At 36.6% G+C, this 16,071-nt stretch carries 1 protein-coding gene; it reads left to right on the top strand.

Annotation, left to right across the window (positions count from 1 at the left end; translation table 11 throughout):
- Positions 1 to 54: 54 nt before the first annotated feature.
- Positions 55 to 16,062, top strand: coding sequence for a T9SS type B sorting domain-containing protein (locus tag OGZ34_RS04575; RefSeq protein ID WP_263362273.1), 16,008 nt, complete (start codon positions 55 to 57; stop codon positions 16,060 to 16,062).
- Positions 16,063 to 16,071 lie beyond the last annotated feature (9 nt).

The raw sequence follows: 16,071 nt of genomic DNA, 5'->3' as shown, positions 1-16,071 counted from the left end.
TTTTATTTTCTAACGCCCCTTAGAGAATAAGATGTAAGTAACAAAAAAATGATTATGAAAAAACCTACTATTTTAAGAACGCTGATTTTTGTTTTAGCTATGTTATTTAATTTTGCCTCCTACTCGCAAAATTTAATCGCGTATAACTCTAAGTTTACTAAGAACTTTAATGAGAATATATTCTTAAAAACAAATGATCAGATTGGTATCCCTATAGATTTAAGGACTAATACAGATAATAATGCTAATAAATTAGCGGCACCTCCTGTAAATCCTGCGATTAAGTATGCTCAGGCACCTTATCTGGGAACTGTTTCTATTTGTCCGAATGATGGTAAGCAGTTACCAAAGTTATTTCTTTGTGGTATTAACGAAACCCGAAAAATCGAGACAGGGATAACAGATGCACAATCAATTATTTGGGAAAAGTTTAATCCGGGAGGATCTTGTTTGAATGTTTCAAATACGAATTGTGCCAATGAAACAGCTGCAGCTTCTTGTTGGACTGAAGTTGGGAATACACCTGATTATGTCGCAAGCACTGCCGGCCAGTTTAGAGTTAAAATTGTAGACAACACTGGAACGCCATATACTTTTTACTTTAATGTATATCAAAATACATTAGATCCGGGTGCTATAGCTAAGAATGATATTATTAAATATGGAACAAGTTGTACTATTAATGGAAAAATTACTGTTAATGGTTTTGGGAGTGGTTATGAATATGGTTTAACAACAACCTCCTCTCCACCATCATCATGGCAGAGCAGTAATGTTTTTAATGTAACAGCAGCGGGTAGTTATAATGTTTTTATAAGATTGGCTGGGGTTGCAGGTTCTTGTGATTTTAAAATACCGAATATCGTAATAAATTCAACAAATTTTTCGGTTTCCACTCAAATTAACTCACCAAAATGCGGTGGTGAATTTGATGCATTAGGAAGTATTCGTGTGGTGGCAAGCGATGTTAATTTGCAATATGTTTATAAACTTACTGGCCCTACTAACATAACGATTCCTGCGACGACTGTTCCAAATTATACTTTTAGTGGTTTGACTCCAGGAACATATACACTTGAAACGTCTATTGTAGGAACAGCTTGTATGAAGGATACAAAAAATAATATAATTATTGTTGCTCCACCAAAATTATTGAATAATAATTCAACAGTAACAAGATCTCTATCTGCTTGTAGTCTTGGTGAAATTACAGGAGCCGCAAGTGGAGGAAAAACTCCCTACCGTTATTCCATAAGTATTGATGGGGGAGCATTTACTCCTGTTGCTAATGTTGACAATAAAATTACAGTTGCAAAATCAGGGAACTATATCGTTCGTCTCGAAGACGGTAACGGTTGTACTGCTGATAAAGCAATTACTATAGGTGCAGTAGATAAACCGATTTACAATGTTACAAAAGAAGACGGAAATTGTACAGGCAAACTTGGAAGTATAACGATAAATGTAACTGCTCCCAATGGTTATACCGATATTAAATATAGTATAAATAATGGAACCAGTTTTGTAACAACAAATGTATTTCCAAATCTTTCACAAGGAATTTATTATGTAGTTGTACAATATAAAAAGTCTGGTGTAAGTGGTAGTGGAGGAGCTTATTGTCAGGATCCTGCAATTATGACCAATGTTGGTGCTGCTACTCCTTTATCAGCTTCGGCAGGTATTGCAGCATTGTCAGGCTGTGGTATTGCTCCAAACGAACTTCAAGGTTTAGCACGTATTGTAAACCCGCAAGGAGGGATTCCGTTCGCAGGACCATTTCCATATAAATATAGTTTTAAAGATGGTATTTGGCAGGATTCGAATGAAGCGTATATTAATCCGGGAGGGCCTTATACTTTTAAAATAAAGGATGCTGCGGGCTGTGTTTTTGATATGCCTGGCATTACATTAGATCAAAAACCAGCTCCGCCTTCTATTAAAGTTTTAGACCCGGTATTTAATTGCGATGGATCGGCGACGAGTACTGTTGAGGTAAACGGAGGAGTGCCGGATACGAAATACAGTTATAAATATTATATAGACGGATTTTTAAATAACAATACTCCACCAAATGTATTTCCAAATGTGGGAGGTGGAAAACATACGATAACTGTAGAGTATACGGTATTAAACGTTTCAACTTATAGTAACTTATTGATTGAAAATTTTGGTAGCGGAGGAACTACAACTACACCAGGTATTGCAGGTACTTATTGTTTTAATGACCAAAGGGAATTTGCCCCTTATACTTGTTCGTTAAACGGAACACCGACACGTTCGGTTGAAGATAACCAGTATTCAGTTACTAACTTCTTCTGGAGAGATGATGACCCTAATGCGAATAATACAGGAGCCTGGTTTCATTTTAAAGACCATACTACTGCAGGGAATGCTACACCAGATCCGTTAGGTAGATACTTGCTGATCAACATCGGTAAAGCTGCAGGAGATTATGGGGTTTTATATAGTAAAGACATTGTAGACGTTATCCCGAATCAGCCGGTAATGATTGATTTGTATGTTGCTAATTTATTGAGAAGAAGTAGAACTGGAGCTGCTCCAATTGTGATATTTGAACTTGTGGATCCTTCAGGAAATGTTGTTGCAAGTGATAATACAGGTAAAATAGCTGAAGATGCTTACGATGTGAACCGAAATAAATGGATCCAAAAATCTATATCATTGAATCCTGGAAACAATACTAAACTGACTTTCAAGATTCGTTCAGGAAGTACGGATTATGGAGGTAATGACTTGGTAATGGATGATATTTGGGTTCGTCAGATTCCTAAAGCCTGTGGAACTGTTAGAGATGAAGATATTACTATTGACTCTTCTAAAGCTTTCTCTGCAGAAATCACAAAGGTTGTAGATGTGAAGTGTTTTGGAGATAAAAATGGTGAGCTTACGATAACAGCCCGAAATTTTGATCCAAAAAAAGGATTTCAGTATTCTATAGATGGTGCTACCTGGGTAACAGTTGTACCCGTTCCGGCTGCATCAACTGGTAGTGTTACCATTGACAAATTGTTAAGTAAGAATTATCAAATAAGAGTACGTTATGAAAATATCGCAACTAGTTGTACTTGGCCTTTATCTCAGGATATAAATACACCTGAAGTATTAAAAGTATCTGCAAAGGTATCTAAACCGGCTACTTGTAAGATAGGGGCAACTATAACTGCTGAGGCAACGGATGGAACTCCGGATTATAAATATGAATTAAGAGCTGCAAATGGAACAACAGTTGTAAGAGCTTTTCAAACTTCAGGAGAATTTCTTGATATTCCGGTAGGAAACTATAAAGTTATAGCTAAAGATGCTAATAAATGCGAAACGAATGTTTTAGCATCAGTAAATGTTGTTGCGGCAGTTCGACCAACCGCAGATTTTGAACCGGTAAGTAAGTGTTTCGACAAAAATACAGGCACAGATATAACGGTAAAAGTAACAGGAGGAGTTGGTCCTTATAGTTATACAGTTACCTATAATGGGGGTACTCCAAGTTTACCAAGCCCAACGTTTGATGGGCCTAATTTTACTTATAAAGCTGCTAACGAAGGGACTTATAAATTTAAAGTTAAAGATAGTTTTGATTGTGACACAGACGAAATTACTATAACCATAAAAGCACAGTTGTTAACAAGCACAACTGTTACAACAGGACTTGATTGTGATCCTGCACCAAATAATAGAGCAATAATTTCTGGATCAATTCAGGGAGGAACAGCACCTTACACAGTAAGTATTATTTCAGGTGCTACTACTGGAACTTTAGTACAACCGGTTGCAAATGGAACATCATTTACCTATAGCATTGTAACTTCAGGTTACTATAAATTTCAAATTAAAGATGCTAATAATTGTATCACAACCAGTGAAGCAACTATCGACCCTTTAGATGCTATAACTTTAAGGTCAAATAATGTTAATCCAAAATGTAATGGTGGTTCAACAGGTAGTGTAGAATTACTTCCATCAGGAGGTTCTGGAGGATTTACCTACAGTAGAGATAATATTATGTATAATGGTATATCCATTATTAAGGGATTAAGTGCGGGTAATTACACTTTTTATGTAAAAGACAGTAATAAATGTACGAAAAGTATCAATGTTACATTAACAGATCCACCTGCAGTTGTAGCGTCTGCTTCTATACCTACAAATACAACTTGTAGTGCTACTACATTAATCACAACTTCTGGTGTGGGTGGAGTAGGAGGTTTTACTTATAGTTTTAATGGTAGTACTACTTTTAATGGAGTAAATACATTATTAGTAACGAACAAAACCACAGTACAAACTATTACTTATTCTGTAAAGGATGCTAATGATTGTATCGATACTAAAACAATCGATATTCCAGCATATAATCCGCCAGTAGGGGTTAACATCAGTACTCCGATTGCGATTACATGCGAGGTTGGTAAAACTACTACCAGTGTGACGGTAACTCCAAAAGTAGGTGGAATCGCTCCATTTACTTATTTAATTACTGCTGGCGCAGGTACAGGAACTACTAATTCTACAGGGATTTTTTCTGGACTAGTTGCAGGAAGTTATACTTTCCAGATAACAGATGCAAACGGGTGTAAAGATTCAGGATCAATTACTATTGATGCTGCAGCGACTATTGCTGTTTCAGGGAAAAAGACCGATGTTAAATGTGTTGGTCTAACAAATGGTACAGCAACATTTACTGTAACAGGAGCAAGCTCAGCAGGTAATTTTACGTATACATTAACACCAGCTTCTGGTACAGTTACGCAATTAAATGATGAAGTTACGGTTACTGGCTTAGGAGCAGGTACTTACAAATTACAGGTTAGAGATAAGACAACAAAATGTCTTTCTAATGAAGCATCTGTTACAATTAATCCGGCAACGGCAATTTCAATTACTGCAGCTACAGGATCTAATGTAAACTGTGGTAATTCTGTTTCGAATATTGTGGTCAGTGTTACCGGTGGTGTACCAAATTATAAATATGCTTATGTCCTTAGAGGAGCTGGTATACCAGCTGCAAGTGCTTTTTCTACTACGAATACAACTATCAATACAGGAGCAACGCAATCTAATTTATTTTGGGATGTATATGTAATGGATCAAAATGATTGTACCGCGGGACCATTTAATCTAGATATTACTAGAGAGACTTCGCCAACAGTGAAATCTCCGGCTCCAGCCACATTCTGTTTCAAAGCACCTTCAACAACTGCAATAAACCTTAGTACATTCTTTAATCTTGGAACAGGCACTCATACATATACAGTAAACGGATTGTCAGTTAGCAATCCAACAAATTATAATATTACTTCAAGCGGAACTTATACTATTGTCGCAAAAGATGCTAATGGATGTACTGCAACAGCAACATACGTAGTTAATCCAGAATTGACTATTTTGGCCACAAGAGTAAAAGATTTAACTTGTACCAATAATGCAGAAATTTCTTTTACAGCTAATGGAGGATCAAATATTTATTCTAAATACGAAGTACAATTTAATGCTGCAGGGCCTTGGACTACAGTAACATCGCCATTTAGTACTGCAAATGCCGGAGATTATCAATTTAGAGTTACTGATAATGCAAATTGTCAGGCATTATCAAATAAGATAACGGTTACGGCAAAAACTACACCTTCATTTTTACATAATGAAAAACAACCAACTTGTATTGGAGTAGGTAACGGAGTGATTAATATTACAGATCCAACAGGATTGGCGCCGTTTAGTTATTCAATAAAAAAAGGATCGGTAACAGTTTCAACTACAGCATCAACTGCTAATTTAAATGCGGGAGTTTATGATGTTCTTTTGACTGATGCAAAAGGATGTACTGCCTCAGCTCAAATTACATTGAATGATCCGATAGCATTAAATGCAAGGGTAAACATGACACCGTTAGCATGTAATTCAGACAATACAACAAAGCAAGCAACCATTACTGTAACTTTACCAACTGGTGGTACTGGTACAGGATACGAATATAGTTTTAATGGTGGAGCTTTTTCTGCTACAGCAACTTATAGTACCAGTATTGCTGGTACAGTAACTGTGGAAATGAGAGACAGTAATCACTGTACACAATCATTAACATCACAAACTTTTGCAGCATTAAACGGCCCAAAAATTACTGGATTCACTGCTAGTCTTATTACTTGTAAACCGGGAGAAGATAAAAGTAATGTTGACATAACGGTAAGCAATGGTGTTGGTGCTTTGAGTTATACAATTGTTTCTGGCCCAACTAATAATGCAACTGGTGCAACAGACGGAAAATTCACTGGATTAGCCGATGGTGTCTATGTTTTCAAAGTTACAGATGCTAATGGCTGTAGCGATACAGATTCTTATACTGTGAAACCAAAAGTTAGTATTACAGCTTCATTACTATCGCAGGTAAATGTAGCCTGTAATGGAGGAAGTACTGGTTCTGCAAAAATCACTGTTTCTGCATACACAGGTACTTACACCGCAACATTGACTGCCGGTACGGGGACAGTTACCAAAACAGGAAGCACTGTAGACATAACAAATTTAGCCCAAGGTTTGTATACCTTAAGGGTTACAGATGATTTAACGGCATGTTTTAAAGATGTAAACTTTACTATAACTGAGCTTTCGCCTGTAACCTTAACGTTAACATCAAATAAAAATGCCAATTGCGGACAGTCTTTATCAAAAGTTATCGTTACTGCTGGAGGAGGAAAATTACCTTATAGCTATGCTTTCAGAAGTACTACCGGAAATCCAGCGGCAGGAGATTATGTTTTAAATGCAAATACTGCAGATTTAGATCCAGCAATTACAACTTGGTATGCTTGGGTAAAAGATGCTAATGGTTGCGAGAAATCATTATTAATTACTATTGCTAAAGATCCAGATGCAGTTGTAAATTTACCTGCACAGCAATGCTTTGCAGCACCTTTCACAATTACACTTTCTGGAACTGGTAAAGCACCATTGGAATTTACGGTAAATGGTTCAACATTACCTGGAACAACATATAACGTTACAGCATCAGGTACTTATAAATTAGGTGTTAAAGATGCTAATGGTTGTACCAATTTTAAAGATTATGTAGTAGACAAACAAATATTTGCAAGCGCCATTCCAGGTAAAGATCTTACTTGTTCTGTACCTACTGCAGCTGAAATTACGGTAAATATTACAAATGGAACGGCTCCGTACAGTTACCAAATATATAATGGATCATTAGCTGTTGGAGCTCCTGTAACAGGTATTGCTACAACTAGTTTTACAGAGACGTTTACTTCACCGGGAAATTATAGTTTTGAAGTTACCGATAGTAAAGGTTGTCCAGTAAAAACAAATGCATTACCTGTAACGGCTACAGGTACTATTGTCGCAAACCCAGTAACTACGCTTGCGAATTGTCATGGTAATAGCGATGGTACAGTGACTTTTACAGGCTCAGGAGGAAAAGCACCTTATAAATATAGTTTAGATGGAAGTACATTAGATTTTTCAAATGTTTTTGGAGGTTTAGCAGTAGGTCCACATTCTTATATTGTTGAGGACGCCAGAGGATGTCGCGATGTGGGAACAATAACCATAGGACAGCCTAATAAGATAGATCCTTCATTTACAGTTAACGATATAAAATGTTATGGTGACATACCAGGAAGTATAGAAATTACTGGAATAAATGATGGTGTGGGGCCTTTTATCTTTACTTTATTTGATGATAAAACAAATACTGCTATCCATACCAGCACACCAACTTCTTCTAGAACATATGTGTTTCCAAATAATCTAGTGTTTGGTGATTATCATGTATTAATCGTAGATAGTAAAGGTTGTGAAGCTAAAAGTGGTAAATTAAGAATTTCAACTCATCCTTACCTTAAATTTGCACCTCCAGTTATAAGTGGTACATGTAAGGCTGGTGCAACAGTAAATTTATTTTTAGATACTACTTTACCGAGTGCTCCAAACTATAAGTATTCGATTTATGGAGATGCATCTACGGTTTCTGCTGCTACTCCAGCTACAACTTATCAGTTTACTGGTTTAAAATTTGGTCAAACTTATTTCTTTCAGGTTGAAGACAGTAATGGATGTTTCTCTATTGTTGAAGTACCAATAGCTCCATTGTCATTAATACAATTTACTAGTATTGTTTCTACTGATGTTTCTTGTAATGTAACACCAAGCGTTGCAAATGGTTCTATAAAGTTTACGGTTTCTAATTATGATCCTTCGGTTGACAACTTACGTGTAGAGGTATTAGATCAATTAACTAATTTACGACTTTCACCAAGAGTATTTAGAGATTATGTGGTAACATCAACCACTTCAATAACAGATACTTTTATAAATTTACCAACAGGTTCCTATACTTTACAAGCTTTAGAATTGGATGGCACAGAATGTTCAAATGCAACAACATTTGAAATAGGAAAGCCATTGCAGCCAGTAGCAGTGAGTGTCATTAGTCAAACCAATGATAATTGTAATGCAGATGCTCGTGTAGTGGTTAAAGCAACAGGGGGAACGAAACCTTATGAATATACTTTTGTTGCCGATGGAGCGTTAGAACCAACAGGAGGTTATTCTTCTGCTAATCCTTTGATTATTAATTTTGAATCAGGTACCGACTGGGATATTTGGGTAAAAGATAAAAACGGTTGTACTTCAAAAGTTGATGTATCAATCGGAAAAGATTTGCCTCCAGTGGCAGTTGCAGGACCTGCAGTTCCTTGCTTTACAGGAGCTATTTTTACGGTAGATTTAAGTCAGTATTTTACTATAACAGTTGGTGCTCCTATTTATACATTAGATGGTGTAGACTTACCTTCTTCAATAGCTACCATTACCGCTGCTAAAACTTATACTATCGGTGTAAGAGATGGTAATGGCTGTACTGCTACTGCTTCTTATGTTGTAAGAGATATATTAACTCTTTCTCCAACGCTTACGAAAGAATTAGATTGTAACCCTCCTGCACCAAATGCAACAGTTACAGTTGAAGCCCAAGGAGGAGATAATACAAATTATACATATACCATTACAGCAGGTACTACGATTAATATTACGGGTGCGACAACTGGTATATTTACTGGTCTAGATGCCGGTAATTATACTTTTGAGGTAAATGACGGAGCTTGTACTGCTACAGCAACTATTAAAATTGATGCTTTAGTAAAAATTGTTCCTGCAAAATTAGAAATCAACCCATTATGTATTGGTGCTAATGGAAGCGTTGAAATAAGCGCAACTGGTGGAACCGGAATTTATACCTATCAAAAAGGTGCTGCACCAACTTTACCAACTGAAACGAGTAATAAATTTGTTCAAACCGCAGCAGAGGGAACGGTTACCTACTACATTAAAGATAGTAAAGGTTGTATTGAAACGATAAACGCTACTGTAACTGATCCTACACCGGTATCTTTTGTTTCAGTCGTAGTAGACCAAATGTTATGTGGTTTAGGAAACACTCCAAATGAGGCCAAGATAACTGTTACTGCATCCGGTGGTGCAGGAGGTTATGAATATAGTTTTGATAACGGAGCTAACTACTCTGTAAGTAGTGTTTTTACCACAAAAATTAGTGGCACTTATAATATAATTGTAAAAGATGCTAACGGTTGTATTTCCGTAATGCGACCTGAAATAATTGATGCATTAGATCCGCCAGTTATTAGAGGATTTAATAAAACACAAATGACTTGTCCTGCACTGGAAAGTGATGTAACGATAAATCATAGCAATGGTATTGGTACTGTAACTTATACCATGGTTTCTGGTACGACAATGAATACTACCGGTGATACCAGTGGTACATACACTGGATTGAAAGCGGGTGACTATGTATTTAGAATTACAGATAGCAATAATTGTACAGACGAAGAACTTGTTACTATTTTAGCATTACCAACATTACAAATGCAGGAACAAGTTGTGGCTAACGTAGGTTGTATTACAGAAAAAACGGGTAGTGCAACTTTTACAGCAAGTGATTTCTTTGCTTCAGGAGCATTTACTTATTCAGTTGTAACAACTCCAACAGGCTTAACTTTTACAGATACTAAAGTGGGTGATGTTCTTACTTTATCAGATCTTGGAAAAGGGCACTATGAAGTAACTTTTAGAGACAATACTACACATTGTAGTGTAACGAAATCAGTTGATATTACTGAGCCAGCTTTAGCTTTATCACTAACTGCTGTAGCAAGTAATGTACATTGTAACCAACCAGTTTCTCAGCTTACTATGACAGCTGTAGGAGGAACACCAAATTATACATATTCAATTGTACAAAGCGGTGCTGGTGCAGGAACTTATTCTACTGCAACCTCTATTGATACTACAACTTTAACAAATGGTGTAGTAGTTGGATTAGGAATGACATGGTTAGTAGATGTTCACATCAAAGACGCAAATAATTGTACTGCGATGACCACAATTACGATTACTAAAGATGATACGCCAACTGTTACAACTCCAACTTTAGCTAGTAATCAATGTATAGCTAATGAAAACTACACGTTTACTGCTACAGGTACAGGTGTTGCACCATTAAGTTTTAGTATAGATGGAATTAATTACTTTGAAAGCAGCGGAACTACGTATACATTTACAGTACCGGCTCCTACAACGGCTTCACAGTCTTATACTGTGTATGTTAAAGACGTAAATGGTTGTATTGCAACGAGTACAACTTCAACAATAGTATACAAACCTTTAACTTTCAAGGTAGTACAAGATAAAGAAATTACTTGTGTTCCGATGCCTGCGACCACAGCTGCTCAGTTTACTTTGACAGCTGCTGATGGAAATCCAGCATACACTTACGAAGTAAATATCAATAACGCAGGGTTTAATAGTATTACTTCGCCGTATACAACTAGCGTAATAGGAAGATACGTATTCAGAGTTACCGATAGTAATTCTTGTTCTGTTACAAGCGATGTTATAATAGTAGATGGTCCTGTAGATCCTGCGTTTACAATAACTAAGGTGGATGTAAAATGTAATGGAGATAATACAGGAACTATTACAGTTGCTCCTTCCGGAGGTGTTCGCCCTTATACTTTTGCGCTAAGCGGTGCAAATGCAAATAATTCGGGAGATGCTACAGGTTTATATACAGGATTACGAGCTGGTACTTATAATGTGGTGGTTACAGACAGTTATGGCTGTACGTCTGGAGTTACACCTGCAATTGTAATTACTGAGCCAGGTATATTAACGGCCGATGCTAATCTTTCAGTAAATAATACATGTAGCAATACTACAGTGATTACAGTTGTAGGAGATGGTGGTACGAGAATTGCGACAAGTACGTTAGGTTACTTATATAGTTTTGATAGAGGTGTAACGTTCGACACATCGGATAAGATCACAATTGATATTAATAATGGTACAGTGCAGACAATTTGGTATTCTGTAAAAGATGCTAATGGTTGTACAACAGCGCCTAAATCAATTACAGTAAATCCATTAAATAAACCAAGTAAATTAGATTTTAATGCTACATTGGTAACTTGTAAAGCAGGTGAAGATGTGAGTACGGTTCAAGTAAAAGCAACTAATGGAGTAGGAGCTTTAGAATTTAGAATCGTGGCGACTAATACAGCAACTTCTCCAACATTGTTTGGTCCAATAACGACAACAGGTTCTGCAGTAGCAGCAAGTTTCCCGGGATTACTACCAGGTGATTATACTTTTGAAGTTAAGGACAGCAATGGTTGTACATTCCAAGATTTGTACACGGTAAAAGAGAAAGTTAACATTGCAGTTGACGGACAGTTAGATAATGGAGTGGTTTGTAAAGGTGAAGAAAATGGAAAAGTAACATTCAAAGTTTCTAATTTCAATACTGGATTCGCACATACGATTATAGGAGTTAACGCGCCGGGGATTATAACACCGGTTGGAACGGATACTTTTGTATTGACAAATTTAGCTGTAGGATCCTATACAATTAATGTAACAGATAACGTAACAAATTGTGTGGCTTCATTTACAGTAGATGTTCCTGAACCAGATGCTTTAGAATTAGGTTATATAACTCTTAAAAATGCAAATTGTACCGATTTGGCGAAAATAAAAGCTACTGCTTCTAAAGGTACAGCTGGATATACGTATGCATTTGTTAAAGCAGGCGATCCAGTAGTGTATGGTACTGAAGATACTGCTGAATTAGACAAAGCCTTCACATGGAGAGTGTGGGCTAAAGATTCGCATGGTTGTGAAACGTTTAAAGATATTAATATTCTTGTAGATGCCTCACCGGTTATTGTGTCGGCAATACCTAATCACTGTCCAAGTACAACAGGTACTTATGATATTACGGTAACTGCTAATGGATTTAATGCAAATCTTGAATATAGCTTAGATGGAAATAGCTGGGGGAGAAATAAGGTTTTAGTGGTGAAATCTTCTGGTGCTCATATTGTTTATGTTCGTGATGAAAATAAATGTACGGCGAATCAAACAGTTACTATTTTGGAACCATTAAGATTAGAATATGATATTATTGAAACGCCTATTTGTGAAGGAAATCAAGGTGAAGTAACCTTACGAGCTTACGGAGGTACTGTAGCACCAAGTTACGAGTACAGTAAAGATGGAATCAATTTTGATCCTAATCCAATATTTAATGGATTAGTTCCGGGTAATTACACATTTACTGTTAGAGATACAGGAACAGGTTGTACAAAAGAGGTAGAAGTTAAATTTGAGATTCCAAATAAGAGTATTATTTTTAGCTTAGAACCAACCAATGTAATTTGTAATGGAGAAAGTAATGGAACGGTTACTGTAAACATGGCCACTCCAAGTACAACGGTAAACAATAACCCAGTTTATACTTACAAAATTAACCCATCTCCTGTTGGAATGGTTTTAGTAGGTAACGTATTCACGAATCTTCCGGCAGATACTTATACAGTTACTGTAACTTCCGGAAAAGGATGTGAGGTTCCTATGACCGTAATTGTTGGTCAACCGGCTCTAATTATTGTCGATACTCCAATTGTTAGTAACTATGGTTGTGCAACAGATAATAAAACAATCTATGCAACAATCACTGTAGATAAAACTAAAATAACAGGTGGTTCTAAAAATTATACGAGATTCCAGTTTGTTAAAACTAGTAATGCTAATGAAATAGTTTACGATGGAACTTCTAACATATATACAGAAAGCGATTTCTTAGGAGGAAAATATGTAGTAAATGTTTTTGATAATAAGGGTTGTATGGGAGCTTCTACTGAAGTTGAGATACTACCATTCACTAGCATGGACAAAATTGATGTTGTAATTACACCAATAACTTGTGCGACGAATGAAGCTATTGCAGTTAAGGTTAAAGATTTCAATGGAGTGACATTTACAATACCATTAGAGTACAAGCTTGATGGTGTGGGCCGAACCGTATTTAGTGAAACAAATACAAATGGTGTATTCACTAATTTACCAATCGGGCATTATTTGATTTCTGTTAAGAATACAGCAACAGGATGTGTTATCAAGAAAGATCATTTTGTGAATGATCCAAATACATTCCGTTTAACAGCTGAAAATGTGACTAATATTAAATGTTACGGAGTATTAGAAGGTAGTGTTGATTTAATTTTAACCGATAATTTATTGGTTCCAACAAATGATGCTGGAGAATTTAAATACGAGATTAAAGATGTTGCAGGAACATTAGTTAAGGATGGCACAAGTGATGCTACTGGTAAAGCAACAATTAATGGTTTGAAAGCAGGTTTATATAATGTTAAAGCGGTTCTTTCAAAAACACCATTCTGTGAGGTTGTAACTAGTTTTTCAATTCAACAACCAATAACAGAATTAAAAATATCTGAAATTCATGCTCCAATTTCTTGTATACCAGGGAATGACGGTAAGATTGTCATATCTGCAGATGGCGGATGGCCGGGTGGTTACCAATATGAATTAGTAGGTGTTAGCACAGGATATTCTGATCAGTCGGAATTTTCTAACCTATCGGCTGGGACTTACATTTTAAATGTTAAGGACAGTAAAGGGTGTGTAGCTACGACTACTGTAACATTGAATAATCCAACGCCAATAGCAGCAACAGCAACAGCTACTACAAGTACATTGTTGTGTTATGGAGATAAAACTGGTGTAATTACTGTATCAGCTCCAACAGGAGGTCAGGGAAGTAACTATGCATATATCTTAAATCTATTATCAGTGAATCCGGTTATTTCCACTGCATCTCAGGATAGTCCAATCTTTACAGGATTAGGAGCAGGGAAGTATTCTGTGACGATTGTAGATCAATTGAACTGTAATGGAACTACCGCGGAAGTTATCATCGGTGAACCATTAGAAATTATTCCAACATTGGAATTAGCAACTGGAATAACTTGTAAAACAGCTGCTACACTTAAATTAAGTGCAATAGGTGGAAGCGGTCCATATGAATATAGTTCTGATAAGAATTTTACAACTGTATTAGGCTCTTTACCTGCAATATTTGCTGTAGGAGTTGGAGATCACCAATATTTTGTGAGAGACTCTAAAGGATGTGTAAGTTCAATTTCTAACAATGTCACGATAGATGCCTTAACGCCGTTGACCTTGAAATTAGATTTAACCAATGCAGTCGTTTACTGTAAAGGAAGTGCAACAGCGGCTATCGACGCAGAAGCAATTGGAGGTTTGACTAATTATGTGTATACCTTGTTTGATGGTAACGGGGTTGTGGTAAGACCGGCTCAGCCAACAGGTTATTTTGATTTGCTTCCTAAAGGAGTTTATGTTGTACGTGTTGATAGTGGAGATTGTCAGTATGATTCTGCTTCAATCAATATCAATGAACCGGCGCAACCATTATCCGTTATTCCAACCGTAATCGATGCGACATGTTTTGCTTCTAATGATGGTAAGATCTCGATTGCAGCAACCGGAGGAACGGGAGTAATTAAGTATGCTATTTCGCCAAACTTAGGAATGTTTGATGATAAATTTGAATTTGACCGACTAACTCCGGGAGTTTATCAGGTTTTAGTTCAGGATGAAAATTCATGTTTCCAGCTTTTAAATCTTGAAATTAAAGAACCACCTCTTTTAGGTGCCAAAGTTGTAGGACCAATTTTGCAGGAAATTTGCGATGGTGACATAGATGGAGCGTTTAGTATAGAAATTTTTGGTGGTAAACCACCGTATAGTGTAAGCCTTGATAACGAAAATGGAACTTATATTCCGGTTGTTGGTACACAGCATGATTTCGTAGCTCTTAAAGGTGGTAGACATACTGTATATATTAAAGATGCTACTTGTATCAGTACACTTGAAGTAATCATGGATAAAGCAGTAATTCTTGACCCAATAGCTGAAACCAATTACGATTGTGTGAACAATGCACAAACGAATATGGTAACCGTTACAGTTGATGCTAGTAATACAGATCTTACGCAAGTAGATTATTCTCTTGATAGCGATGTAGGTCCTTGGCAGGCGGCAAATATCTTTACCAATATCGCTCCTGGAAAGCACTACATTGTAGCTAGACACACGAATGGATGTAAAGTGCCAACGACAAGTTTTGAAATCAGAGCTTACGACAAGTTAACGCTTGGAGAGTCTGAAGGAAAACCAGAAATGAACATCATTTCGGTAACTGCTGCCGGTGGAGCACCTGCTTACGAGTACAGTTTCAACGGAGAACCGTTTACTTCTTCTAACAAATACAAAATCTACAAAACAGGAGATTATGAAGTAATAGTAAGAGACCAAAACGGATGTACGGCAACAACAACAGTACATGCAATTTATGTTGATGTTTGTCTTGACAATTACTTCACTCCAAACGGAGATGGTGTTTATGACACTTGGGGTCCTGGTTGTACAAACATTTACAACAACCTTGTATTCTCAATCTTTGACAGATACGGTCGTGTAATTGCCAAGTACCACTATGGTCAAAAATGGGACGGTAGATACAATGGTGCCGAATTACCTTCAGGAGATTACTGGTATGTTCTTAAATTGAATGACGAGAAAGATGCACGTGAGTTTGTAGGACATTTCACTTTATACAGATAACAAAATAAG

Origin of the sequence: Flavobacterium collinsii (assembly GCF_946903285.1) — a bacterium.
Classification (GTDB): domain Bacteria; phylum Bacteroidota; class Bacteroidia; order Flavobacteriales; family Flavobacteriaceae; genus Flavobacterium; species Flavobacterium collinsii.
This window is presented reverse-complemented; position numbering and strand designations above follow the sequence as displayed.